The organism is Streptomyces sp. NPDC014995, assembly GCF_043080745.1.
In the GTDB taxonomy this organism is placed as follows: Bacteria; Actinomycetota; Actinomycetes; order Streptomycetales; family Streptomycetaceae; genus Streptomyces.
Genome location: NZ_JBIBVX010000001.1, coordinates 510182 through 535196 on the forward strand (window position 1 = coordinate 510182; position 25015 = coordinate 535196).

General features: G+C 73.4%; 21 protein-coding genes. 16 read left to right on the plus strand and 5 right to left on the minus strand.

Features of this window, described 5'->3' with window-relative positions:
* Window positions 1–172: 172 nt before the first annotated feature.
* The 8 genes from ACF1A1_RS02310 to ACF1A1_RS02345 all read left to right on the plus strand — a co-directional run bounded on the left by ACF1A1_RS02310 (window position 173) and on the right by ACF1A1_RS02345 (window position 12007).
* On the plus strand, window positions 173–811 hold the full coding sequence (locus ACF1A1_RS02310) for a GntR family transcriptional regulator (protein ID WP_391644543.1): 639 nt from the start codon (window positions 173–175) through the stop codon (window positions 809–811).
* Window positions 812–949: 138 nt separating this feature from the next.
* Window positions 950–5830: an HAD-IC family P-type ATPase gene (locus ACF1A1_RS02315; RefSeq protein ID WP_391644544.1), complete on the plus strand. Its 4881-nt coding sequence runs from the start codon at window positions 950–952 to the stop codon at window positions 5828–5830.
* A 123-nt stretch (window positions 5831–5953) separates the two neighbouring features.
* Window positions 5954–6085, plus strand: a complete 132-nt coding sequence (locus ACF1A1_RS02320) for a hypothetical protein (protein ID WP_391644546.1) — start codon at window positions 5954–5956, stop codon at window positions 6083–6085.
* A 143-nt stretch (window positions 6086–6228) separates the two neighbouring features.
* Entirely contained in the window at window positions 6229–6789 is a 561-nt protein-coding gene (locus ACF1A1_RS02325) for a hypothetical protein (RefSeq protein ID WP_391644548.1), read from the plus strand.
* Between the two features lie 189 nt (window positions 6790–6978).
* Complete coding sequence (locus tag ACF1A1_RS02330; protein ID WP_391644550.1) at window positions 6979–7146, plus strand: hypothetical protein; 168 nt, start codon at window positions 6979–6981, stop codon at window positions 7144–7146.
* Between the two features lie 273 nt (window positions 7147–7419).
* On the plus strand, window positions 7420–10122 hold the full coding sequence (gene aceE, locus ACF1A1_RS02335) for a pyruvate dehydrogenase (acetyl-transferring), homodimeric type (RefSeq protein WP_391644552.1): 2703 nt from the start codon (window positions 7420–7422) through the stop codon (window positions 10120–10122).
* Window positions 10123–10218: 96 nt separating this feature from the next.
* Complete coding sequence (locus ACF1A1_RS02340; RefSeq protein WP_391644554.1) at window positions 10219–11271, plus strand: helix-turn-helix transcriptional regulator; 1053 nt, start codon at window positions 10219–10221, stop codon at window positions 11269–11271.
* A 217-nt stretch (window positions 11272–11488) separates the two neighbouring features.
* Window positions 11489–12007, plus strand: coding sequence for a DUF4240 domain-containing protein (locus ACF1A1_RS02345; RefSeq protein WP_391645310.1), 519 nt, complete (start codon window positions 11489–11491; stop codon window positions 12005–12007).
* Window positions 12008–12039: 32 nt separating this feature from the next.
* On the opposite strand, the gene ACF1A1_RS02350 is transcribed toward ACF1A1_RS02345, so the two are convergent.
* Both ACF1A1_RS02350 and ACF1A1_RS02355 read right to left on the minus strand, forming a co-directional pair.
* A complete protein-coding gene (locus ACF1A1_RS02350) occupies window positions 12040–12279 on the minus strand; it encodes a hypothetical protein (protein ID WP_391644556.1) in 240 nt (79 codons plus the stop codon).
* A gap of 73 nt (window positions 12280–12352) precedes the next feature.
* Window positions 12353–13204: a peptidoglycan recognition protein gene (locus tag ACF1A1_RS02355; RefSeq protein WP_391644558.1), complete on the minus strand. Its 852-nt coding sequence runs from the start codon at window positions 13202–13204 to the stop codon at window positions 12353–12355.
* A gap of 198 nt (window positions 13205–13402) precedes the next feature.
* Between ACF1A1_RS02355 and ACF1A1_RS02360 the strand changes: the two genes are divergently transcribed.
* Window positions 13403–14587: a MarP family serine protease gene (locus ACF1A1_RS02360; protein ID WP_391644560.1), complete on the plus strand. Its 1185-nt coding sequence runs from the start codon at window positions 13403–13405 to the stop codon at window positions 14585–14587.
* A 12-nt stretch (window positions 14588–14599) separates the two neighbouring features.
* Here the strand turns inward: ACF1A1_RS02360 and ACF1A1_RS02365 are convergent, their stop codons facing one another.
* Window positions 14600–15097, minus strand: coding sequence for a GNAT family N-acetyltransferase (locus ACF1A1_RS02365; RefSeq protein ID WP_391644562.1), 498 nt, complete (start codon window positions 15095–15097; stop codon window positions 14600–14602).
* Window positions 15098–15167: 70 nt separating this feature from the next.
* Here ACF1A1_RS02365 and ACF1A1_RS02370 point away from each other — a divergent pair, with 70 nt between their 5' ends.
* Window positions 15168–16061: a TIGR01777 family oxidoreductase gene (locus ACF1A1_RS02370; protein WP_391644564.1), complete on the plus strand. Its 894-nt coding sequence runs from the start codon at window positions 15168–15170 to the stop codon at window positions 16059–16061.
* 166 nt (window positions 16062–16227) lie between these two features.
* Window positions 16228–17664 (plus strand): NAD(P)/FAD-dependent oxidoreductase, encoded by a 1437-nt coding sequence (locus tag ACF1A1_RS02375; RefSeq protein ID WP_391644566.1) that lies wholly within the window; start codon window positions 16228–16230, stop codon window positions 17662–17664.
* A gap of 79 nt (window positions 17665–17743) precedes the next feature.
* Here the strand turns inward: ACF1A1_RS02375 and ACF1A1_RS02380 are convergent, their stop codons facing one another.
* Window positions 17744–19270, minus strand: coding sequence for a regulator (locus ACF1A1_RS02380; protein ID WP_391644568.1), 1527 nt, complete (start codon window positions 19268–19270; stop codon window positions 17744–17746).
* A gap of 277 nt (window positions 19271–19547) precedes the next feature.
* On the opposite strand from ACF1A1_RS02380, the gene lipB reads away from it, so the two are divergent.
* The 4 genes from lipB to ACF1A1_RS02400 all read left to right on the plus strand — a co-directional run bounded on the left by lipB (window position 19548) and on the right by ACF1A1_RS02400 (window position 22763).
* Window positions 19548–20345, plus strand: a complete 798-nt coding sequence (gene lipB, locus ACF1A1_RS02385; protein WP_391644570.1) for a lipoyl(octanoyl) transferase LipB — start codon at window positions 19548–19550, stop codon at window positions 20343–20345.
* A 211-nt stretch (window positions 20346–20556) separates the two neighbouring features.
* On the plus strand, window positions 20557–21522 hold the full coding sequence (lipA, locus tag ACF1A1_RS02390) for a lipoyl synthase (protein ID WP_391644572.1): 966 nt from the start codon (window positions 20557–20559) through the stop codon (window positions 21520–21522).
* Between the two features lie 272 nt (window positions 21523–21794).
* Complete coding sequence (locus ACF1A1_RS02395; RefSeq protein WP_391644574.1) at window positions 21795–21995, plus strand: hypothetical protein; 201 nt, start codon at window positions 21795–21797, stop codon at window positions 21993–21995.
* A gap of 66 nt (window positions 21996–22061) precedes the next feature.
* Window positions 22062–22763 carry a DUF4191 domain-containing protein gene (locus tag ACF1A1_RS02400; RefSeq protein ID WP_391644576.1) on the plus strand — a complete coding sequence of 234 codons (702 nt, stop codon included), beginning with the start codon at window positions 22062–22064 and terminating at the stop codon, window positions 22761–22763.
* Between the two features lie 132 nt (window positions 22764–22895).
* Here the strand turns inward: ACF1A1_RS02400 and ACF1A1_RS02405 are convergent, their stop codons facing one another.
* The gene (locus tag ACF1A1_RS02405) at window positions 22896–23363 is read right to left on the minus strand and encodes an RDD family protein (RefSeq protein ID WP_391644578.1); all 468 of its coding nucleotides are present in this window, start codon (window positions 23361–23363) and stop codon (window positions 22896–22898) included.
* A gap of 209 nt (window positions 23364–23572) precedes the next feature.
* Between ACF1A1_RS02405 and glnA the strand changes: the two genes are divergently transcribed.
* Window positions 23573–24982, plus strand: coding sequence for a type I glutamate--ammonia ligase (gene glnA, locus ACF1A1_RS02410; RefSeq protein WP_391644580.1), 1410 nt, complete (start codon window positions 23573–23575; stop codon window positions 24980–24982).
* Window positions 24983–25015 lie beyond the last annotated feature (33 nt).

The window sequence follows — 25015 nt, forward strand, 5'->3', positions numbered from 1 at the left end:
CGGAGCCCTCGGGTCTCCGGGCGGGGGCTCCGCGCGTTTCGGGGGCGTGTAAGTCTCGTCTCACCTGCGGGAAAGCGCCCCCGCGCGCCCCTCCCGGACAGGCCGTCGGCCTTATTGTCTAAACGTCAAACGCCCCAGGGGCCGATGGGCGGCCCCTCCCTAAGGAGCCCTCATGACCGCGCCCGTCGTCCACTCGCTGCGCGAGCAGATCCGCGAGCACATCGTGGAGGGGATCGTCAGCGGGCGCTGGAAGCCGGGCGAGCGGATCGTGGAGCGGCGGATCGCCACCGAGCTGGAGGTCAGCCAGACACCGGTGCGGGAGGCGCTGCGCGAGCTGGAGGCGCTGCGGCTGATCGAGTCCGCGCCGAACAAGGGCGTACGGGTCAGGAACCTCACGGCCGCCGACCTGGAGGAGATCTACCCGGTCCGGGCCGGTCTGGAGCAGATCGCCGCCGAGCTGGCGGCGCAGCGGCTGGCCGAGGAGACCGCGGTGCTGGAGACCGAGGTCTCGGCGCTGTACGAGGCGGACCGCAGGGCTGACGGCGAGGCGCAGGTGCGGCACACCGTGGCCTTCCACCGGGAGATGGTGCGGGCGGCAGGGAACAGCGTGCTGCTGCACACCTGGGAGGGGCTGGGCATCGAGGTGTTCACGGCGCTGTCGATCCGGTGGCTGGGGACGCGGCAGCAGTCGTACGCGGAGGAGCACCAGGCGCTGGTCGAGGCGTTCAGGCAGCGGGATCCGGACATCGGCCGTCTGGTGAAGGAGCATGTGCTGGGCTGCGCCCCCCGCGCCACCCACCCGCACGTCTGACGGTCCGGCGGCTCCCTCTTCCGGCCCGTCCGGCGTGGCTGCGCAGGACGACACTCCTGGGATGTGCTCATACTGAGGGGACTCGTGTGTCCTCCGGGGCGTTGACCACGCCACCCGTTGGCCGATGGAGGCCGCCGCGTGATCTGGCCCGTGTGCTCCCCGACCACCCTCTCCCGGTCCGTTTTGTCCGCATCTGTAACGGCGGGCTCGGAGCTGTCCGGAGCCATCCGTTCTGCCGCGCGGTGGCTGACCGCCGTACCGGCGTCACTGCCGCTGGTCGGGCCCGAGCCGCGAACTCCCCGCGCGCCGAGGCTCTGGCGGACGCCCGGCGGCGCACAGATCGAGATCCGGCGTCTGGGCAGGGCGGGCACGGCCCGGGCGGCGCGCGAGCTGGAGACCACCCTGCTCGGGGTGGCGGGGGTACGTCGCGCGGAGGTGAACGGCGCCCTGGGCTGCGTGTACGTGGGGTGCGGTCCCGAGACCGACCTGGAGACCGTGGTCGCCCTCGTCTCCGCCGCCGACTCCGCCGCACCCGAGGCGAGCGAGGGCGCGGCGGGCGCCGAGGGCGCCGAGGGCGAGGAGGAGCCGGGCAGGGGTGCCCGGCGGGCGCCCGGCCCGGTCGGCCTGCCCCGCGCGTCGGGTACGGGGGTCGCGGCGGCCGTCCAGCTCGGTGCGGGCGTGGTGGCGTTCGGCGTGGCGTCGATGGGCAACGCGTTGCGCCTGCGCGGGCTGCCGCCGGTGGTGATCTCGGCGCTCCAGCTCCTGGAGGCGACGCCGCGGCTGCGCGAGGGGATCGCGGACCGGGTCGGCGATACGGCCGCGGAGCACGGCTGGACCACGGCGAACCTGCTGGTGGCGACGCTGACGTTCCGGCCGCTCGGCACCGCGGTGACGACGGTGCTGGCCGGAGCCCGGTACCTGGAGGCCCAGGCGCGCCGCAGGGCGTGGGAGGAGTGGGCGCGCAGGCTGGCCGCGCACGAGGGGACGTACCGGCACGACGCGGTGCCGGCCTACCGGCGGCCCGCCCCGCTGCCGCCGGGGCCGGGCGAGCGGTACGCCAATCTGGCGGTGCCGGCGTCCCTCGCGGCGTACGGGCTCACCGCGGTCGGCACGCTCAACCATGACCGCGGGCTGGCGCTGCTGACCGCCGGGACTCCCCGGGGCCCCCGGCTCGGCCGGGAGGCGTTCGCCTCCACGGTGGCGCGCACCCTGTCGGACCGGGGCGCGCTGGTGCTGCGGCCGGAGGCGCTGCGCCGCCTCGACCGCATCGACACCGTCGTCCTCGACGCCCGGGTGCTGGCCACCGGGGGCTGGAGCGTCGAGCACGTACTGCGCCTGACACCCGCCGGCGAGCACGCGGACACCCCGGACAACGGCCCGCCGGGCGGCCGCCCCGACGACACCGCCGACGGCCCGGACGAGCGACGCCCCGGCGACGCCCGGAACGGCCCCGACGACAGACACCCCGGCGAGATCCACAACAGCCCGGACGACGGACGCACAGGAGATGCCCACGACGGCCAGGACGGCGACGGCGGGCGTCCCGGCGACGCCGTCGGTGGATGGGACGTGGACGGCCCGGGGGACGACGAGATCCACGCGCGCATCCATGAGCTGATCGAGCCGGACGGGCCGCCCGGGTGGCGGCCCCGGCGCCGGAGCGGGTCCGCGCGGCGACGGCAGCGGTCGGACTGGGCGCTGGAGTCGCTGCCGGGCCCGGAGACCGCCCCCCTGTCGGAGGAGGCGGCCGCGCGGGCGGCGCGGTGGACGGAGGAGGGAGCGCAGGTCCTGCTCGTCCTGCGGAAGGGCACGCCGGTCGCCGTGGCCGCCGTGGCCCCCCAACTGCATCCGCTGGCCCACCACTTGGTGCGTGCGGCGGGTGAGTGCGGCGAGGTGCGGCTGGTGGGTGGCACGCCCGGCCTGCACCGCCGGTTGGGGCTGCCCGAGGCGGTTCCGACCGGGTGCCGCCGTACGGCCGCGCTGGTGCGTTCCCTGCAAGCCGAGGGCCACGGCGTCGCGGTGGTCACGGCACGCACCCGGCGCGCCTTCGCCCGTGCGGACCTGGGCATCGGAGTGATCACCGGTGTGCGGCACGTGCCGTGGGGCGCCCATGTCGCCGCTCCGCCCGATGTCGTCCATCTGCTGCTCACCGCGGTGCGGGAGGCCCGGCGGGTCAGCGTGGTGTGCACCCGCGTCGAGGGGGCCGGCGCCCTGGTGGCCTCGGCGCTCGCCCTCCTCACCCCCCGTCCGGGCGCCTGGGCGCGGGCCCGCCTGGTGAGCGACGGGGTGACCGTCACCGGGATCGTGTCGGGCTTCTGGGCGGGCCGGCGGCTGCGCGGCCGCCCGGCTCCGGCGGCCGTCGAGCGGACGCCGTGGCACGCCATGACGGTACGTCAGGTGATGGCGCGGCTCGGCACCTCCTCCCGGGGACTGGACGAGGCCGAGGCCACCCGGCGCCGACAGGTTGAGGGCGGTCACCGGCACGACGGTCGCGTCACGCTGGCGGGCAGGATCGCAGAGGAGCTGGCCAATCCGCTCACCCCCGTCCTGGCGATCGGTGGCGGCATCTCGGCGGCGCTCGGCTCCGTGCTGGACGCCGTACTCATCGGCGGCGCCCTGGGCGTGGACGCGCTGGTGGGCGGGGTGCAGCGGCAGCGGGCCGACCGTGCGGCGGAGCGGCTGGTCGAGGCGACCTCGGTCCAGGTGCGGGTGCGCCGCGCGGACCGGGCCGAGCCGGTCGAGGCGCCCGCCGAGCAGCTGGTGCGCGGCGACGTGATCGAGCTGCGGGCCGGTGACGCGGTCCCGGCGGACTGCCGGGTGGTCCGGGCGTCCGGTCTGGAGGCCGACGAGTCCGGGCTCACCGGAGAGTCGCTGCCGGTCGCCAAGAGCGCGGCGCCCTCCGCGGCCCGGGCCGTGGCGGACCGCACGTCCATGCTCTACCAGGGCACGACCGTGGCGGCGGGGCAGGCCCTGGCCGTGGTCGTCGCCACCGGGACGGCCACCGAGGCGGGCAGCGCGGCGGAGGCGGCCGCGCCGGACGGGCCGCCGCAGAGCGGTGTGGAGCGGCGGCTGAAGGCGCTGGGCCGGTGGTTCCTGCCGCTGTCGGTCGCCTCGGGAGTCGTGCTCCTCGTCGTCGACCTGCTGCGCGGGCGGCCGGTGGGCGCCGCCCTGGGATCCGCGGTGAGCCTGTGCGTCGCCGCGGTGCCGGAGGGGTTGCCGTTCGTCGCCACGGTCGCGGAGCTGGCCGCGGCCCGCCGTCTGTCCACGCGTGACACCCTCGTGCGCAGTGCCTCCACCATCGAGGCGCTGGGGCGCACCGACGTGCTGTGCTTCGACAAGACCGGCACGCTCACCGAGGGCAGGATCAGCCTCCAGCAGGTGTCCGACGGGCTGGAACACCGTCCGCCGGACCGGCTCACCCCGGCGCTGCGCCGGATCGTCGCCACGGCGGCCCTGGCGGGTCCCCGGGGTCCGGCCTCGGGGCTCGCCCACCCCACCGACCGTGCCATCGCGGCCGGGGCCGAACTGCTCGGGACCACCCCCGCGCGGGCCGCCGGTCTCGGCACGGACGCCTGGGAGCGGGTGGCGGAGCTGCCGTTCGAGCCGGGACGCGGCTACCACGCGGTGCTGGGGCGGTCGGACTCGCAGACGCGGATCGTGATCAAGGGGGCGCCGGAGGTCGTCCTGGCCCGCTGCGACCGGATCCGGCGGGACGGCGCCGACGTGGCTTTCGCGGAACGGCAGCGAGAGGAGTTCGAGGCGGAGATCGACCGGCTGGCCCGGCAGGGCCTGCGCGTGCTCGCGGTCGCCGAGCACGTCCTGGCTCCGGACGCGCCGCGGGACGAGGCCGCCCTCGCGCGATTCTCCGATCTCAGCGAGCTGGGCCTCGACCGGCTCTGCCTGCTGGGCCTGTTGGGCCTCGCGGACCCGGTGCGGGCCACCGCGGCCGAGAGCGTGCGCCGGCTGGCCGCGGCCGGGGTGCACGTCGTCATGCTCACCGGCGACCATCCCAGCACCGCCGCCGCGATCGCCAGGGAGCTGCGGCCCGAGGAGGAGCCGCGGCTGATGACCGGGGCCGAGCTGGACGCCCTCGACGACACCGCCCTCGCCGGGGCGCTGACGGACGTCTCGGTGTTCGCCCGGGTGACTCCGGCGCACAAGGTCCGGGTCGTCACCGCACTGCGCTCGGCCGGCCGGATCGTCGCCGTCACCGGCGACGGTGCCAACGACGCGCCCGCCATCCGGATGGCCGACGTCGGCATCGCCCTGGGTTCCCGGGCGACCCCGGCGGCCCGTTCCGCCGCCGACATGGTGGTCACCGACGACCGCATCGAGACCATCGTCGACGCCATCGTCGAGGGCCGGGCCATGTGGGCCTCGGTGCGCAAGGCGCTGGGCGTCCTGCTCGGCGGCAACCTCGGGGAGATCGCCTTCACCCTGACGACCGGTCTGCTCGCCGGCGGCAGTGCGCTGAACGCACGCCAGCTGCTGCTGGTCAACCTGCTCACGGACATGCTGCCGGCGCTCGCGATCGCCGCCCGGCCGCCTGCCGCCCGGCCGGACAGGCTGCTCGCGGAGGGGCCCGAGGCCTCGCTCGGTGCGGCGCTGACCCGCCACATGCGGCTGCGTGCCGTCGTCACCACGTCGGCCGCGGCCGGTGCCTGGCTGGTGGCCCGGGCGACCGGCACGCGAGGGCGGGCCGACACCGTCGGCCTGGTGGCCCTGGTGGCCTCCCAACTGCTTCAGACGCTGGCGGACGCGGGCCGGGATCCCCTGGTCGTCGCGGCCGTGGTGGGGTCCCTGGCCGCGCTGGCCGTGGTGGTGACCGTGCCGGGGCTCAGTCACTTCTTCGGCAGCCGTCCGTTGGGGCCCGTGGGCTGGACGATCGCCCTGGCGGCGGCGGTGACGTCCGTGGTGGCGCCGAGCGTCGTGCGGGGCGCCGCCGGTGTCGGCGGGCGGGCCGGGCAGGCCGGGCGCGCCGGTCGGGCCGGGCGGGAAGCGGAACCCATTCATCCGTAAAGGTGGAGTTCATCCGTAAAGGCGGAGTTCACCCGGAGGACACCTTGGCGCCGCCTCCCGGACGGGATGACACCGGACAAAGGAGTTGCCCCCAGCACGATGCATATGAAAGTCGGATGAACCATGCCCCACATCCTCACCGCCATCCTGACCCGGGCCGCGGTCGCCCTGCTCGAGGCCGCCGTGACGCACCTGGCCGTCCTCCTCTGGAAGTCGTTCGTCACCGGCGGGCGTCCGGCGGTCGCTCAGGCCTGACCCGGCCCGGCCCGCCGCGCCCCCCTCACAACTGACGCGAATTCTCGCCCTTTTGTCCGATATGAGCGGTTTATTGACGCCAGGGAATGGAAGGCGGTGGAGGGAGACCCTCCCCGACCAGGGCTCACCACGGGAGGACGGAGATGACTTCCCCACAGACCCCACCCACGCCCCAGCAGCAACCGCCACCGGCCCAGGGCGGGACGGCCCCCGCCGAGCCGACCTGGAGCCCCACGACACAGACATCGCAGACACCACAAACACCGCCTACCGCACAAACGCCGCAGACGGCACAGACGGCTCCCACGGCCGGCCAGGCCGAGCGGCAGCCCGAGGCGCCCACGGAGCGCCACGACGGCGAGGTCACCGGCCAGGAGCAGCACGCAGGCAAGGTGCTGCACCTGCACACCGCGCATCCGCAGGTGCCCATCCCCTACCTGACCCCCGGCGACATGGTCACCAGTGCCCGCGCTGCGGCCTCACGGCTCCCCGCCCCGCGCAAGCTCGCCTTCTACGGGCTCCTCGGCGGCATGGCCGCCCTCGAGCTCCTGGAGTGGCCGGTCGCGGTCGCCATCGGCGCCGCCACCGAAGTGATCTCCCGCGAGCAGGCGAAACACGCCGAGCAGGAGGGGCGCCGGCAGCCCGCGACCGAGCCCTCCGCCCGGACGGAACCCTCTGGGACCACGCGGACAGCGATGGCCTGACCCGCCGATGGCCTGACCCGCCCGTGCCGCCGGGCGCCGACGACTCCGGGCGCCGGAGCCGGCGCCCGGACCGGCGTACCCCTGCACACGTCAGCCCCTCATACGCCCCCGGGGATCAGGCGAGCCGGCCGACCGGTTCGGGAGCGTCCGGCAAGGCCCTCCATGCCCCGTTCGTGCTCCTTGGGAGCGATGGTGCCGACCCCGGCCTCGGAGGCGATCAACGCGACGATGGGGACCGTGATCCGGTGGTGGCGCGCCGGGATCTCCTCGTCGGGCGGCCCCGACGCGCGCAGGGCCCGCAGAAGAGAAATCGGACGCCGCATCCCGGAGCTGTGCCGGACGGCCAAGATCAATTGAGCGCCGACCAGGGTTCGACTGATCCCCCGAGGCCGTCCTAGCTCATGCGAGCAGGCAAAACGCGGCACCGCGTGCCCGAATCACTGGCACGGCATGCCAATTTCTCGCACGGCGAGAATTTTTCTCCGTCACCCTTTGATCGATCATCGATCACGGGGTTACAGTCGCCGACGGGCTTTCACCAGAGCCTCTCGCCCTGTCCTGCCAAAGACCAAGGGCACCCCCGAACCCTTACCGATGAGGGAACCCCCTTCGACTGAGGAAGGCGGCGACATGACCGACCCCAACGCCATCCAGCCGAGCGCGCTCGACCAGCTCCCCGACCGGGATCCGGAGGAGACCGCCGAATGGCAGGCCTCACTGGACGCGGTCGCCAAGGCGGCCGGGCCGCACCGTGCCGCGTACCTGATGCGCCGCACGCTGGAGCGCGCAGAGGGCGCCGGCATCGCGCTGCCCAAGCTGCTCGAGACGGACTACGTCAACACCATCCCCACCGCCGCCGAGCCCGCCGTACCGGGTGACGAGGCGATGGAGGCCCGGATCACCGCCTGGAACCGCTGGAACGCGGCCGCGATGGTGACCCGGGGCAGCAAACACGGCGTCGGCGGCCACATCGCCACCTTCGCCTCCGCGGCCTGGCTGTACGAGACCGGCTTCAACCACTTCTTCCGGGGCAAGGAGGCCGACGGCTCGGGCGACCAGCTCTACATCCAGGGCCACGCCTCCCCCGGCATCTACGCCCGCGCCTTCCTCGACGGCCGGCTGAACGAGACCCACCTGGACAACTTCCGCCAGGAGTCGGGCGGCAACGGCCTCCCCTCGTACCCGCATCCGCGGCGCCTGCCCTGGCTGTGGGAGTTCCCGACCGTCTCCATGGGCCTCGGCCCGCTGTCCGCGATCTACCAGGCGCGGTTCAACCGCTACCTGACCAACCGCGGCATCAAGGACGTCTCCGCGTCCCACGTGTGGGCGTTCCTCGGCGACGGCGAGATGGACGAGCCCGAGTCGACGGCGGCCCTCGCGCTCGCCGCCCGCGAGGAGCTGGACAACCTCACCTTCGTCATCAACTGCAACCTCCAGCGCCTCGACGGCCCGGTCCGCGCCAACTTCAAGATCGTGCAGGAGCTGGAGGCCCAGTTCCGCGGCGCCGGCTGGAACGTCGTCAAGACGCTGTGGGGTTCGGCCTGGGACGAGCTGTTCCGGCTCGACACCACCGGCGCGCTGGTACGGCGCCTGCGCGAGGTACCGGACGCCCAGGTGCAGACGTACCAGACCCGCGACGCCGCTTACATCCGCCAGGACTTCTTCGGCGCCGACCCGGCGCTCGTCGAGCTGGCGAAGCTGCTGAGCGACGACAAGATCCTCGAGTGTTTCCACCTCTCCCGCGGTGGTCACGAGGCGCGCAAGGTGTACGCCGCCTACCGGGCCGCCCTGGAGCACAAGGGCGCGCCGACCGTGATCCTGGCGCAGACCGTCAAGGGCCACACCCTCGGTGAGGGCTTCGCGTCGAAGAACGCCAACCACCAGATGAAGAAGCTGACGGTGGACGAGTTCAAGACGATGCGCGACCTGCTGGAGCTGCCGATCTCCGACAGCCGGTTCGTCGACGGCGTGGTGCCCTACGGCCACCCGGGCGCCGACTCCCCCGAGGTCCGCTACCTCCAGGAGCGCCGCGCGGCCCTCGGCGGCCCGGCCCCGGCCCGCCGGGTGCACCCCGTGGCTCCGCTGCCCGCGCCCGCCGAGAAGGTGTTCGCCTCCTTCGACAAGGGCTCCGGCTCGCAGAACGTCGCGACCACGATGGCCTTCGTACGGCTCGTCAAGGACCTGGTCCGCGACAAGGAGACCGGCAGGCGCTGGGTGCCGATCGTCCCGGACGAGGCGCGCACCTTCGGCATGGAGTCGCTCTTCCCGTCCCTCGGCATCTACTCGCCCAAGGGCCAGACGTACGAGCCGGTCGACCGCGACCAGCTGATGTACTACAAGGAGGCCAAGAACGGCCAGATCCTCAACGAGGGGATCACCGAGGCCGGTTCGATGGCCGACTTCATCGCCGCTTCCACCGCGTACTCCACGCACGGCGAGGCGATGATCCCGTTCTACATCTTCTACTCGATGTTCGGCTGGCAGCGCACGGCCGACCAGATGTGGCAGCTCGGCGACCAGCTCGGACGCGGCTTCCTCATCGGCGCCACGGCCGGCCGCACGACCCTGACGGGCGAGGGCCTCCAGCACGCCGACGGCCACTCCCCGGTCATCGCCGCGACCAACCCGGCCGCGCTGACGTACGACCCGGCCTTCGCGTACGAGATCGCCGTCATCGTCAAGGACGGTCTGCGCCGCATGTACGGCGAGGCCGCGCCGGGCGAGGACCCGAACGTCTTCTACTACCTGACCGTCTACAACGAGCCGCTGCCGCAGCCCGCGAAGCCGTCCGGCCTCGGTATCGACGAGGGCATCGTCAAGGGCCTGTACCGCTTCAACACGGCGGAGTCGGCCGGTATCGCGCCGGTGGCCAACGCGCCGCGGATCCAGCTGCTCGGCTCCGGTACGGCGATCCACTGGGTGCTCGAGGCGCAGAAGCTGCTCGCCGAGGAGTGGGGCGTGGCCGCCGACGTGTGGTCCGCGACCTCCTGGACCGAGCTGCGCCGGGACGCGCTGGAGGCCGACGCGGCGCTGCTGCGCGGCGAGGAGCGCGTGCCGTTCGTCCGTCAGGCGCTCCAGGGCGCCGAGGGCCCGGTGCTGGCGGTCTCCGACTACATGCGCCAGGTCCCGGACCAGATCGCGCAGTGGGTCGAGCAGGACTACTCCTCGCTGGGCGCCGACGGCTTCGGTCTGTCGGACACCCGTGAGGCGGCCCGCCGCCACTTCGGCGTCGACGCGCAGTCGGTGGTCGTCGCGGCCCTGGCGCAGCTCGCCAGGCGCGGCGAGGTCCAGGCGACCGCGGTGAAGGAAGCGCGCGAGAAGTACGGCCTGTAGCGGGACGTACGGCCTGTAGGTCGTCGCTTCGGCGGAGGGGCACGGCGGTCACGCCGTGCCCCTCTCGTTGTCAGTGGGCCCCGGCATGATGGCCGTATGCGTGCTGCCCGGCTGATCAAGATGGTGCTGCTGTTGCAGTCCCGGCCCGCCATGACCGCCGCCGAGCTGGCGCGGGAGCTGGAGGTGTCGGAGCGGACGGTCACCCGGGACGCGCAGGCACTGTCGGAGGCGGGGGTGCCGGTGTACGCCGAGCGGGGGCGGGCCGGGGGATACCGGCTGGTCGGGGGCTACCGGACGCGGCTGACCGGGCTGGCCCGCGGTGAGGCCGAGGCGCTGTTCCTGAGCGGGGTGCCCGGGGCGCTGCGGGAGATGGGGTGGGAGGACGCGGCCTCGGCGGCCCGGCTGAAGGTGTCGGCGGCGCTGCTGCCCTCGCTGCGGGACGCCCCGCGGACGGCGGCGCAGCGGTTCCACCTGGACGCTCCGGGCTGGTTCCAGGAGCCGAGGACGCCCGAGCTGCTGCCGGTGATCGCGGAGGCGGTGTGGGACGACCGGCGGATACGGGCCCGTTACCGCCGAGGGGAGGCGGGGGGTGAGCGGGAGGTCGTGCGGGAGCTGGAGCCGTACGGGCTCGTGCTCAAGGCGGGGGTCTGGTACCTGTGCGCGCGGGTGGTCGGGGCCGGGTCCGGAACCGGGGCCGGGGCCGAGTCCGGAGCCGGGGCCGAGTCCGGGGCCGGAGCCGGAGCCGGGGCCTTCCGGACGTACCGGATCGAGCGGTTCACCGGCGCGGAGGCGTTGGAGGACCGTTTCGGGCGGGACGAGGACTTCGATCTGCCGGGCTACTGGGCCGAACAGGCCGAGCGGTTCGCGCGGTCCATCCTGCGGGTCGAGGTGGTCCTGCGGTTGTCGGAGGCGGGCGTGCGCAGGCTGCCGCACGCCGTGGACCCCGTGGCGGCCCGGGACGCGCTGGCACGGGCCGGGGAGGCCGACGGGCAGGGGTGGGTGACGGTCGTCCTGCGGGCCGAGTCCGAGGACGTGGCACACACCCAGCTCACCGCCCTGGGACCGGAGGCCGAGGTGATCTCCCCACCGTCCCTGCGCCACCGCCTCACCGAGGACGCGGCGCGGCTCACGGCGCTGTACCGGTCGTGACGATCCCCGCACCCACCAGATGCGTCCCACCCCTCCAAGCCCGACCCCGGCCGACCCGGCCGGGACGCACCACAGACCCCACCCCCGACCGCCTCCCCCACCCCGCTGCCACGCCCTCCCCGAGAACGCGACGCGGCCGGCCGGGCCGTACCGGGGACAACAATCCCCCGCACTCCAGGTGCGGCCCACCCGTGCAGGCACGATGCTGGGACGCGTGATGGACGAGACGGAGTTCTGGGAGATGGTCGACGCCACCCGCGAGGCCGCCGAGGGCGACCCCGAGGAACAGGCCGACCTGCTCGTCGACCGGCTCCTGCAGATGGACCCGGACATGATCCTGGACTTCGCCCGTCACTTCGAGGCCCGCTACAACCGCGCGTACACCTGGGACCTGTGGGGTGCCGCCTGGGTGCTGCTGGACGGGGCCAGCGACGACGCCTTCGACTTCTTCCGGTGCTGGCTGATCGGGCAGGGCCGGGAGGTCTACGAGGGTGCCGTGCACGACCCGGACTCGCTGGCGGAACTGCTGGACGACTTCGACGAGGAGGTCGACGGCGACGGCGAGGAGCTGGGCTACGCGGCGGACGAGGCCTACGAGCAGCTCACCGGGACCGTCGCCCCGGACCTGGGTATCGCGCCCGCCCCGGCGGAGCCCGAGGGCACTCCGGTCGACTTCGAGGACGAGCGGGCGCTCGCCGAGCGGTATCCGCGGCTGTGGGAGCGCTTCAGGGAGTGAGTTCGCGGTTCGGAGGGAGTTCTCCCGGCGGCTCAGGCGGCGGCGCGGCGGCGGGTGGTGTCCGACGGGATGTACGCCTGCGTCTGCTCGGCCTTGGCCGCGTGGTGCAGCGGCGCCCGGTTGGCCTGGTCCAGGGCGGACGCGGTGGTCGCGGCCGGGCCCAGGACGACGGCGGCGACGGCGCAGACGACCGTCCAGGGGCTGCGGGCGGCCCGGGTCCAGCCGGCGTTGCGCTCGACGGTCCCCGTGGTCTCGGTACGGCTGCTGTTCACGTTCCCCACCTCCGGGTCGGCGTGTGTTGTGCACGACCGTAGGACGCGGGGATGGGAGGAGTCTGAACGCGGGCTAAGGCGTTCCTGTGAACATGGGGCCCGTCCTGCCCTGGAGGCGGGCCGCCGTCCGCCGGATCTCCGGCAGGCGGGCGGTGAGGGCCGCGCCGGGGCAGCTGGTCATGTAGCCGTCCTTGTGGCCGGCGAGGGCGGGCAGGGCGGCCGTGACGCCGGCGGCGTACCGGCTGTGGCTGTTGCTCGAGGTCAGGCGGACCTCGGCGCGCGGGTCGATGCCGGACAGGCCCAGTTTCCAGGCGGTCAGGGCGGCGATCGCGTCGACCATCGGCTGGGGGACGGGGACGCCGGCGGTGAAGGTGCCGAGGGCGGCGACACCGGCCGTGCGGTGGTTGAAGCCCTGGGTGTGCGCGCCGGTGACGGGGCGGCCGACCCCGCCGGCCCGGCCCTCGTAGAGGGTGCCGCAGCGGTCGACGAGGAAGTTGTAGCCGATGTCGTCCCAGTCGCGGCCGCCGGTCTGGCCCTCGTACAGGGAGCGGATGATGCGGGGGGCGTCGGCGCAGTCGTAGGTGTTGGGCGAGTCGGTGTGGTGGACGAAGACGGCGACGACCTTGTCGTCGTAGCGCGGGGGCGGCTGCGGGCGCCGGGTGAGGCCGGTCAGCCAGGCCGAGCGGGGCACGATGCGCGGGCGGGCGGCGGTGTGCGCGGTCACCGGGCGGGGCGGGTGACCGTTGCGGGCGGCCAGGGCGGCGGTGGCGGCGTGCTCCACGCCCCGCGCGCACAGCGCCAGGGCGGCGACGGCGGCGAGTCCGGGCAGGCAGCCCAGGACCGCCAGGAGCGGGCCCGGTGTCCGCGGCGGGCGCCGGCCCCACCTCCCCCGCACGCGGCGGCGGGCCTGTCGGATGGCACGCATGGTCCCACTGTCGGCCGGTTCCGCCGCGCCCGCGATGTGTGCTGTGCCACCCGGTGGAACCATCGTCCCGGTCCACGACGTTTTCCGGGGTACACACACCCGTGGCCGGTTCCGTTCCCGGCCGGTGCGTGGCCGATTCACAGCTGATCACAGGACTCGTCCCGTACGTACTGGAGGATCCGAGAGAAAGGCGGCTCAGTGGACCTGCTCGACATCCTGCTGGTGCTGGTGGTCCTGGCGTACGCCGGCTCCGGGTACCGGCGGGGACTGGTGGCCGGCTGTGTCTCGCTGGCCGGGTTCGTGGGCGGCGCGGCGGTGGGCGTGTGGATCCTGCCGTGGGTGATGGACCTGGTGACACCGGGGACGACGGCGGCGACGGTGACCGCGGTGCTGACGGTGCTGGTCCCGGCGGCGGTGGGGCACGAGCTGGCGGGGCGGCTGGCGCTGCGGCTGCGCCGGGAGCTGGACCGGGGGCCGCTCAGGGTGGCCGACGGGATCGGCGGCGCGGCGGCGAACGCGGTGGCGGTGCTGATCGTGGCGTGGGTGGCGGCGAGCGTGCTGGGCGCGTCCTCGTCGGCGGTCGTGACGTCCGCGATCCGTGACTCCCGGCTGCTGGGGGCGGTGCAGGACACGATGCCGGACACCACCCCGGGGTGGTTCTCGCGGGCCACGTCCGCGCTGACCGAGGCGGGCTTCCCGCAGGTCTTCAACCCGTTCGAGAGCGAGTCGACGGCCGAGGTCGCCAAGCCCTCCGGCGACAGCGTCACGGCGAGCGCGACGAACGCGGCCAAGCTGAGCACGGTGAAGGTCGAGGGCGTCTCGGGCGACCAGGGCCGCGAGGGCAGCGGGTTCGTGTACGCGCCGGAGCGCGTGATGACCAACGCGCATGTGGTGGCGGGCATCGACGAGCCGACCGTACGGGTCGGGGGCGTGGGACGGTCGTACGAGGCGCGGGTGGTGCTGTTCGACCCGGACAAGGACGTGGCGGTGCTGTACGTGCCCGAGCTGCGGGCGCCGGTCCTGCGGTTCGACGACACCGCCTCCCGCGGGGACTCCGCGGTCGTCGCCGGCTATCCGCAGGACGGCGATCTCAACCTCCAGGCGGCGACCGTCGCGGGCCGGGTCGACGCGACCGGCCGGAACATCTACAGCGACGCGACGGTCACCCGCGAGATCTACTCGATCCGCTCCACCGTCCGCCCCGGCAACTCCGGCGGACCGCTGCTGACCACCGACGGCCGGGTCTTCGGGGTCGTCTTCGCCCGCTCCACCTCGGACGCCGAGACGGGCTACGTCCTGACTGCCGCGGAGGTCGCCGGCGACGCAGAGCGCGCGGCGACGGCGACGACCGCGGTCGACACGGGCGAGCTGGTCACGTCGTGAGCGCCGGAGGACCTACAGGGACCGGCCCATGAAGACGTCGTCCACGTACTCCCCGCCGAGCAGGAACTCCTCCGGCAGGACGCCCTCCACCACGAAGCCCTCGGACTCGTAGAGCTTGCGGGCGGGGGTGTTGTGGCCGAGGACGCGCAGGGTGACGCGGCGGGCGCCGCGCCGGCGGGCCTCGTCGAGGGCGGCGCGGATCAGCGTGCGCCCCACGCCCCGGCCGCGCGCCTCGTCGGCGACGGCGAGGCCCTGGATCTGCCGCACGTGCGCGTTGCAGGCGAGCGAGGTGGGGAGGCCGAGGCGGACGTAGCCGACGACACGGCCGTCGAGTTCGGCGACGAGGGTGTCCTCGGGGCTGTGGCGTTCGCTGAAGAAGGGCTCGTAGGGCGGCTGCGGTTCGGGCATGACCGCGTGCAGGGTGGACCAGGTGAGGCGGTCGATCAGGACGAGTGCCTCGTCGTCGGCGGGCCGGGCGGTGCGTATGCGCGGTTCGTGTGGCTCGGGCATGGCCGTCACCCTACGACCCGGACCGCGGGTCCCGACCGGCGTTTTACGGGCCACCCGGCAGGATGGCCGCATGGAACGTACCCGTATCGCGGTGGCCGGCGCCTCCGGTCTCATCGGCAGCGCCCTGGTGCGGTCCCTGACCGCCGACGGGCACGAGGTGGTGCGCCTGGTGCGCCGGGCGCCCCGGGGCGCCGACGAGGTGCGCTGGGATCCCGAGCGGGGGCAGGTGGACACGGCCGGGCTCGCCGGGTGCGACGCCGTGGTCAATCTGGCGGGGGCCGGCGTCGGCGACCGGCGGTGGTCCGAGGCGTACAAGCGGCGGATCCACGACAGCCGGGTGCACGGGACGGCGGCGCTCGCGCGGGCGGTCGCCGCACTGGACGAGCCGCCGCGGGTGTTCGTCAACGGCAGTGCGATCGGCATCTACGGCGAGACGGGCGAGCGGGTCGTCGACGAGAGCGCGCCCGCGGGGCACGGCTTCCTGCCGGAGCTGTGCGTGGAGTGGGAGGCCGCGGCGGATCCGGCACGGAGGGCGGGCGTCCGGACGGTTTTCCCGCGGACGGGGCTGGTCGTGGCGCGCGGCGGCGGGGCGTGGGGACGGCTGTTCCCGCTGTTCCGGGCGGGCCTCGGCGGCCGGATGGGCGACGGGCGGCAGTACTGGTCGTACATCTCGCTGCACGACGAGGTCGCGGCGATCCGGCATCTCCTCGACCGCGTGGACCTGTCGGGGCCGTTCAACCTGACCGCTCCCGAGCCGCTGACGAACCGGGAGATCACCGCGGCGATGGCGCGGGTGCTGCACCGGCCGGCGCTGTTCACGGTGCCGGCGCCGGTGCTGCGGACGGTGCTGGGCGAGATGGCCGGGGACGTGCTGGGCAGCGCGCGGGTGGTGCCCAAGCGGCTGCTGGAGTCGGGGTTCACCTTCGCGTTCCCCGGGATCGAGGACGCCCTCCGAGCGGCCTGACACCACTTGGGACCGCATGCGACCGTTGTGCGACCGTGCCCTGTCCATGCGCGACTGTTCCCGACCGATCACAGCCCTACCCTCGATCCGAACTCGGGTATCCCGGACGCCCGTTGGGGGCATGACGTCTCCAGCGGCCGCGCAACCTCGAGGCGAGGAGGGGCACGTGCTTGAGCCCGCGTACCAGGCAGACGTCGTCGTGGTGGGAGCCGGGGTCGCCGGCCTCTCCGCCGCCCATCGGCTGACCAGCGCAGGAGTGACCACGGCGGTACTGGAGGCCGCCCCCTGTGCGGGTGGCCGCATGGCGACCGAGAAGGTCGACGGCTTCCGGCTCGACCGCATCGGACAGCTGCTGTCCACGGCGTATCCCGAACTGGCGCTGACCCCGGGGCTGGACGCGCTCGTCCTGCGCCCCTTCGCCCCCGGGGTGCTGCTGCACAGCGACGGGCGCCACCATCGCGCGGGCGCGCAAGCCGGCGCGGGGAGCGCGAGGGGCGCACTCCATGCCGTACGCGCCCTCGCGAGCGCCCCGCGGCCGGGAGCGCTGCCCAGGCCGCGCACGGGCGCCTCCCGGGCGGTGCCGCTGTCCGGCCGACGGGCGGGCGCACCCTGGCAGACCGTGCCCCCGCCCCGGGTCAGGGCGGGCGCGCCGCTGGGCACCGCCGTGGACCAGGCCCGGCTCGGTGCCGCGCTCACCCGGCTCGCGGCCACCCCCGCCGAGCGGCTGCTGCGGCGCCCCGAGGCACCGGCCGCCGAGGCCCTCGCGGCCCGCGGGCTGCCCGCCCGCACGATCGACGGCTTCCTGCGGCCGCTGCTCGCCGCCCTGCTCTGCGACCCGGACCTCACCACCTCCAGCCGGTGCGCGGACCTGGCCCTGCACGCCTTCGCGGCCGGGCGGCTGTGTCTGCCGGAGGGCGGGGCCGAGGCGCTGCCGGAGCTGCTCGCGCGGACCCTGCCGCCGGGCACCGTGCACACCGGGGTGCGGGTCACCTCCGTCTCCACGACCTCGGTGACCACCGCCGAGCACGGCGAGTTCCGCTGCCGGGCGGTCCTGGTCGCCACCGACGCGCGCACCGCCGCCGACCTGCTGCCCGGGCTGCGGGTGCCCGACTTCCACCCGGTGACGGTGCTGCACCACACCACGGACGAGCCGCCGCCGACCGGCGCCGCGCTGCTCCTCGACGCCGACCGCGGCGGCCCGGTCGCCCACACGGCGGTCACCAGCCGCGTCGACCCGAGCCGCGCCCCCGCCGGCCGCACGCTGATCTCCTCCACGGTCCTCGGCACACCCCCGCCCGGCGTCGACACGGCGGTCCGCATGCACCTCTCCCGCCTGTACGGCACCTCGACCGCCCGCTGGGAGACGCTGGCCGTGCACCACACCCCCGAGGCCGTCCCCGCGATGCGCGCCCCGCACGACCTGCGCCGCCCGGTACGCCTGCTGGCGGGCCTGTACGTGTGCGGCGACCACCGGGACACCAGCACGGTGCAGGGGGCGCTGCACTCGGCCCACAGGGCGGCCGCGGCGATCCTCTCCGACCTGGGCGCGACGGGATCGATGCACCTCGCGGACCCGCAGCCGACGGTGCCCAGGGCGGCGTGAGGTCGGCAGGGGGTGGACGGCAGGGCGGTCGGGCGGCAGGAGGTGCGTGAAGCCGCCCCCTGCCCGAGCCGTCCCGGCGTCAGCCCAGCGCCGCCACCTTGTCCCGGTACGTCCGCACCGGGGCCGCGTCCTTGTACGGCTCCAGCCGGCGTTCGAAGTCCCTGACGTACTCCAGCGCCCGCACCGAGCGCATCTCCGCCGCCTGGCCCGCCGCTTCGGCGGCGAGCTGGCAGGCCTGGTCGAGTTCGCCGAGGCCGAGGCGGGCGGAGGCGAGGACGACGCGGCAGAAGAGGCGGCTGCGGGCGTAGGCGGCGGGGCGCAGCTGGAGGGAGCGTTCGGCGTGCTGGGCGGCGGCGCGGAACTGCTGGAGGTCGCGGTGGCAGTGCCCGAACTCGTCGGCGAGCTGGCCCTCGTCGAAGAACCGCGCCCAGAACGGCACCTCGTCCCCGGCCTTCGCGGCCTCCAGCGCGCGCTCGGCCCGCACGAGGGACGCGGTGCAGGCGCGCACCTCGCCCAGCACCCCGTGGCCGCGCGCCTCGGCGGCGTGCAGCAGCGCCTGGACGACCGGCGGGGCGCTGGTGCCGACGCCCTGCTGGGCGACGCGCGCGAGTTGCACGGCCTCCCGGCCGTGGCCGAGGTAGACGGCCTGCCGGCTCATGGTGACCAGCACGAACGAGCCGTACGCCCGGTCCCCGGCGGCCTGGGAGAGGCGCAGGGCCTGGACGAAGTAGCGCTGGGCCAGGCCGTGGGCGGCGATGTCGAAGGAGGTCCAGCCCGCGAGGCGGGTCAGGTCGGCGGCGGCACCGAAGAGCCGGCGGCCGGTCTGCTCGCCGTAGGTGCCGCGCAGCATGGGCTCGCACTCGTGCTCCAGATAGCGCACGAGGGCCTGGCGGGCGTGGCCGCCGCCGTACATGTTGTCGAGGGTGCGGAAGAGCTCGCCGACCGAGCGGAGGGCGGCGATGTCCCCGCCGGTGACGCGCTGGCCGGGCCCGCGCTCGGCCGTGCCGCGCTGCCGGGGCACGCCGAGGACGCCGTGGGCGGGCACGGCCAGGGCCTTGGGCGGCGCGGGCCGGACGGAGGCCGGCCTGGCCTGCGCGGGCCGGCCGGACGGACGGCCCTTGGCCGGCACCTGGCCGGGCTGGTCGCCGGGGCCGCGGGCGACCTTGTCGTCGGGCCGGCCGATCAGCCAGTCCCGGCTGGGGACGACCAGACCCGCCGGGGTGAAGGCGATCTTGCGCAGCTCGGCGTGGCTGCCGGAGTCCTTGCGCCACAGCCCGCCGACGATGTCGATGGCCTCCTCGGGGGTGCCGGCGAACTCGAGCCCCGCGTACACGGGGGCGCACGCGTCCAGACCGAGGTCCTGCGCGGTCAGACGGCGGCCGAGGCGGCGGGTGAAGACCTCGGCGATCAGGGCGGGGGTGGTGCCGCGGGGCTGCTGTCCGCGCAGCCATCGGGTGACGGACGTCTTGTCGTATCTGAGATCCAGCCCGTGTTCGAGGCCGAGCTGATCGACGCGCCTGGCCAGACCCGCGTTGGAGAATCCCGCTTCTGCGATGAGCGCGGCGAGCTGGCGGTTGGGAGTGCGCTGCGCGGGTCGTTCCGTCATCTGCGGTGCGGTCTCCTGCCTTCCGGGCGCTGAAGTGCCCGGATGCCTGTGAGCAGCCCTAATGGCCTCGTGAACGGCGCGAATGTAGCGGAGCGTGAGCAGGCGATCGCACATCTCGACCCTCATTCATCCGATCGTGTGAGGATTGACCGCAGGGCTGACGCGCGCCGCGCGGACGTACAGTGGCTCGGGCGCGTTACGCGCCTGACACAGCCATCGCCGTACCGCCGTGTCGCTGCACTGCCGTATCGCCGTATCGCCTAGGGAGGCGCTTGCCGTGAGTGAGTTGCGGTTCGTTCGCATGGGCTTCGGAGCGGACGCCGTCGAGTACCAGGAGGTGTGGGACGAGCAGCGCCGGGTGCACGCGGCGCGGTTCGCCGACGAGATCCCCGACACCGTGCTGCTCCTGGAGCACCCGCCGGTGTACACGGCGGGCCGGCGCACGGCCGACAGCGAGCGCCCCCTGGACGGCACGCCGGTCGTCGACGTGGACCGCGGCGGCAAGATCACCTGGCACGGGCCCGGCCAGCTGGTGGGGTACCCGATCCAGAAGCTGCCGCGTCCGGTGGACGTGGTGGCGCACCTGCGCCGCCTCGAGGAGGCGATGATCCGCGTCTGCGCGGAGTTCGGCGTGGAGACCAGCCGGGTGGAGGGCCGGGCGGGCGTGTGGGTCCTGGGCGACCCGGTGGAGCAGCGCCCCGCCCTGGGCGGGCTCTCCCTGGACTTCGACCCGCGACTGGCCGACGAGGAGTTCGACCCCCGTCTCAACGGCCCCGAGTACGCCCCCTCCAACGCCGGCCAGCGCCGCGAGGACCGCAAGATCTGCGCCATGGGCATCCGGGTGGCCAAGGGCGTCACCATGCACGGCTTCGCCCTGAACGTGAACCCCGACACCTCCAGCTTCGACAAGATCATCCCCTGTGGCATCCGGGACGCGGGCGTCACCTCCCTCGCCCACGAACTGGGCCGGGACGTCACGATCGACGAGGTGCTGCCGGTGGTCGAGCGGCACCTGGCGGACGTCCTGGGGAACGCGGAGCCGAAGCCGCGGGAGGTCGAGCGGGCGTCGGCGTAGGCGCACGCCGCCGCGTCGTCCCGACGAGCGCCGCACGGGCCGGGCAGGGCCGCCCCGGCCGGCGGTCACCGGGCACCGCCGGCCCCGCCGGCCCCGCCGACGAGCGCCGGGGGAATGCCCCCTCGTTCCGCCGGGTTGCCCACCCCGGGGGCCGAAAACGTACGGGCGTACCCTGGTGTACGCCGAAGAATCGAAGCTACAGGGAGCCGATGTGTCCGCAGTCGCACCCGACGGACGCAAGATGCTGCGCCTGGAGGTCCGGAACAGCCAGACCCCCATCGAGCGCAAGCCCGAGTGGATCAAGACCCGGGCGAAAATGGGTCCCGAGTACACGAAGATGCAGAACCTCGTGAAGAGCGAGGGGCTGCACACCGTCTGCCAGGAAGCCGGCTGCCCCAACATCTACGAGTGCTGGGAGGACCGCGAGGCCACCTTCCTCATCGGCGGTGACCAGTGCACCCGGCGCTGTGACTTCTGCCAGATCGACACCGGCAAGCCCGAGGCGCTCGACCGGGACGAGCCGCGGCGCGTCGGTGAGTCCGTCGTCACCATGGACCTGAACTACGCCACCATCACCGGTGTCGCCCGTGACGACCTGGAGGACGGCGGGGCGTGGCTGTACGCCGAGACCGTCCGGCAGATCCACGAGCAGACCGCCGGGCGGGAGGGCGGACGGACCAAGGTCGAGCTCCTCGCCCCCGACTTCAACGCGGTCCCCGAGCAGCTGGCGGAGGTCTTCTCCTCCCGGCCCGAGGTCTTCGCGCACAACGTCGAGACCGTTCCGCGGATCTTCAAGCGGATCCGGCCCGGCTTCCGCTACGAGCGCTCCCTGAAGGTCATCACGGCCGCCCGCGACCAGGGACTCGTCACCAAGTCGAACCTCATCCTCGGCATGGGCGAGACCCGCGAGGAGGTCGGCGAGGCGCTGAGGCAGCTGCACGACGCGGGCTGCGAGCTGGTCACCATCACCCAGTACCTGCGCCCGACCGTGCGCCACCACCCGGTGGAGCGGTGGGTCAAGCCGCAGGAGTTCGTCGAGCTGAAGGAGGAAGCCGAGCAGATCGGCTTCTCGGGCGTGATGTCCGGGCCGCTGGTACGGTCCTCCTACCGTGCCGGGCGCCTGTACCAGATGGCCATCGAGAAGCGCGGCTCCTTCATCGCCGCCCAGGCCGTCTGACACTCCGTCACCCGCCCTTTCCCCTACGGCGGCGAGACAAGCGTGTGAATTCACGCACAAGCGACTACTCGCCAGTAGCAGCCGATACGACGCGGTCCTGACCGTCCTCGCAGATGGGGGCGTACGTCAGGGCCGCGTCATCATTTCAGCCCCGCGCATCAAGGCTTCATTGGTGTTTGACCGGTCGGTCATGCCCTGGTAACACCAATCAGTGACGCTGGTATCACACCACGTACACCCGTAGCCCAAACCGCCCGAGGGGGACCTCCACCATGCAGGCCGCGCCCGTTAGCGCCACCGCGATCCCTTCCTTCACCGACGCCCTGCGCGCCGTCGAGTCCCTTCTCATGAGCGGCGGACAGCGCACCGCCCGACGCAACGCCTGGACCTCCGTCCTGGAGGACCGCCGCCGCGCCAAGGACCGGGTCGAGGCGCAGCGCGTCCTCGAAGCGGTCACCTCCGCCAGTTCCTGACGCCCCCGTCCTTCCTCCCGGGCACTGCCGTCGTCGGCACTCCCGGGGCCACGTAGACTGCGTGGCATGGCGAGGAAGGACACGGCGGCGGACGCCGCGAACCCCGGGCGACTGAAGCAGATCGCCCTGACCTACAAGATGACTCGCAAGGCCGACAAGAAGATCGGTCTTGTACTCGCGGCTGTCGGAATCGTCACCTTCGGTGTCTTCCTCGCGATCGGTTTCTTGATCGGCCACCCCATCTATGCCGGCATCCTGGGCTTCCTGCTCGCCTTCCTCGCGATGGCGATCGTGTTCGGCCGGCGGGCCGAGCGGGCCGCCTTCGGCCAGATGGAGGGCCAGCCGGGCGCCGCAGCGGCCGTGCTGGACAACGTCGGCCGGGGCTGGACGACCACCCCCGCGGTGGCGATGAACCGCAGCCAGGACGTGGTGCACCGGGCGGTCGGCAAGGCCGGCATCGTCCTGGTCGCCGAGGGCAACCCGAACCGGGTGAAGGGCCTGCTGGCCGCCGAGAAGAAGAAGATGAACCGCATCGTCGCGGACGTGCCGGTGCACGATCTGATCGTCGGCACCGGTGAGGGCCAGGTCGAGCTGAAGAAGCTGCGGACCACCATGCTGAAGCTGCCGCGCGTGCTGACCGGCCCCCAGGTGACGGCCACCAACGACCGGCTGCGCGCCATGGGCGACCTGATGAGCAACATGCCGCTGCCGAAGGGGCCGATGCCCAAGGGCATGCGCCTGCCGAGGGGCGGACCGAAGGCCCGCTGACCGACCTCGTACACACAAGAGGGCGCCCGGAGTGATCCGGGCGCCCTCTTCGTCGTACGGGTCGCGTTTCGTCGTACGCGGCGCACCTCTTCGTACGCGGCGCACCTCGTCGTACGCGTCGTGCGGGAACCGTCAGATGCGGACCTCGACCGTCTTGGCCAGGCGGTCGTGGAGGCCGCGGCCGTCGCGGTCCCAGATGAGTGCCGGGAGGGCGAGGCAGAGCAGGACCGTGCGCAGCAGGGCGCGCGGCGGGTTGACCGTGCCGGTCTCCAGGGCCAGTACGCGCAGGCCGAAGAGGCGCTTACCCGGGGTGAAGCCGAGGGTGCCGACGGTCAGGACGCTCATCACGAAGAAGATCAGCAGCGCCCAGTTGCCGGTCGCCTGGCCGTAGCCGTCGGTGATCAGACCGTATGCGATCAAGAGGCACAGGCCCCAGTCCACGGCGAGCGCTCCGAGCCGCCGGCCGGGGCGGGCGATGGAGCCGGGTCCGTCCTCCGGCAGGCCGAGCTGTTCCCCCCGGTATCCGAAGTCGGCACCGGCTTCTTCCATGGCCGCGCGCGGGCCGGAGAGCCACGATCCGATTGCTTGCCTGTTGTCCACCCGTCCACGGTACTGCGACCCCTTATGACCGGGGCACGGCGGGGTGTGTCCGAGCTACCGTGGGCGGTGAGCCGGTTAACTTGTGCGAAACAAACGGGTCACGCCCGAGAAATCCCGCGTCCCTAGTGTCGAGGACAGCGTGTGCCACCGCACTGGCCGCACGAACGAACTACCACCCCGGCGCGACGGTCGGGAGTAGGAGGAGCTGGATGTTCCAGAACGCCGACGAGGCCAAGAAGTTCATCGCGGACAAGGACGTCAAGTTCATCGACGTCCGGTTCTGCGACCTGCCGGGCGTCATGCAGCACTTCACGGTGCCCGTCGAGGCGTTCGACCCGGACGAGGAGCTCGCGTTCGACGGTTCGTCGATCCGTGGCTTCCAGGCCATCCACGAGTCCGACATGGCGCTCCGCGCGGACCTGTCGACCGCCCGTGTCGACCCCTTCCGCCGGGACAAGACCCTCAACATCAACTTCTTCATCCACGACCCGATCACGGGCGAGCAGTACTCCCGTGACCCGCGCAACGTGGCGAAGAAGGCCGAGGCGTACCTGGCGTCGACCGGTATCGCGGACACCGCGTACTTCGGTCCCGAGGCCGAGTTCTACGTCTTCGACAGCGTGCGCTTCGCCACCAGCGCGAACGAGTCCTTCTACCACATCGACTCCGAGGCGGGTGCCTGGAACACCGGCGCCCTCGAGGACAACCGTGGCTACAAGGTCCGCTACAAGGGCGGCTACTTCCCGGTGCCGCCGGTGGACCACTTCGCCGACCTGCGTGCCGAGATCTCCCTGGAGCTGGAGGCGGCCGGCCTGAAGGTCGAGCGCCAGCACCACGAGGTGGGCACCGCCGGCCAGGCCGAGATCAACTACAAGTTCAACACGCTGCTCGCCGCCGCCGACGACCTCCAGCTCTTCAAGTACATCGTGAAGAACGTCGCCTGGCGCAACGGCAAGACCGCGACCTTCATGCCGAAGCCGATCTTCGGTGACAACGGCTCGGGCATGCACGTCCACCAGTCCCTGTGGGCCAACGGCGACCCGCTGTTCTACGACGAGGCCGGTTACGCGGGCCTGTCGGACACCGCCCGCTACTACATCGGCGGCATCCTCAAGCACGCCCCGTCGCTGCTGGCCTTCACCAACCCGACGGTGAACTCGTACCACCGTCTGGTGCCGGGCTTCGAGGCCCCGGTCAACCTGGTGTACTCGCAGCGCAACCGCTCCGCGGCCATGCGTATCCCGATCACCGGTTCCAACCCGAAGGCCAAGCGCGTCGAGTTCCGCGCGCCCGACTCCTCCGGCAACCCGTACCTGGCCTTCTCGGCGCTGCTGCTGGCCGGCCTGGACGGCATCAAGAACAAGATCGAGCCGGCCGAGCCGATCGACAAGGACCTCTACGAGCTGGCCCCCGAGGAGCACGCGGGCGTCCCGCAGGTCCCGACCTCCCTGCCGGCCGTCCTCGACTCGCTGGAGCGCGACCACGAGTTCCTGCTCGCGGGCGACGTCTTCACGTCCGACCTGATCGAGACGTGGATCGACTACAAGCGCGCGAACGAGATCGCTCCGCTGCAGCTGCGTCCGCACCCGCACGAGTTCGAGCTGTACTTCGACGTGTGACCGGACCACGCGTGCCGCACGCGTGAGGCCTCA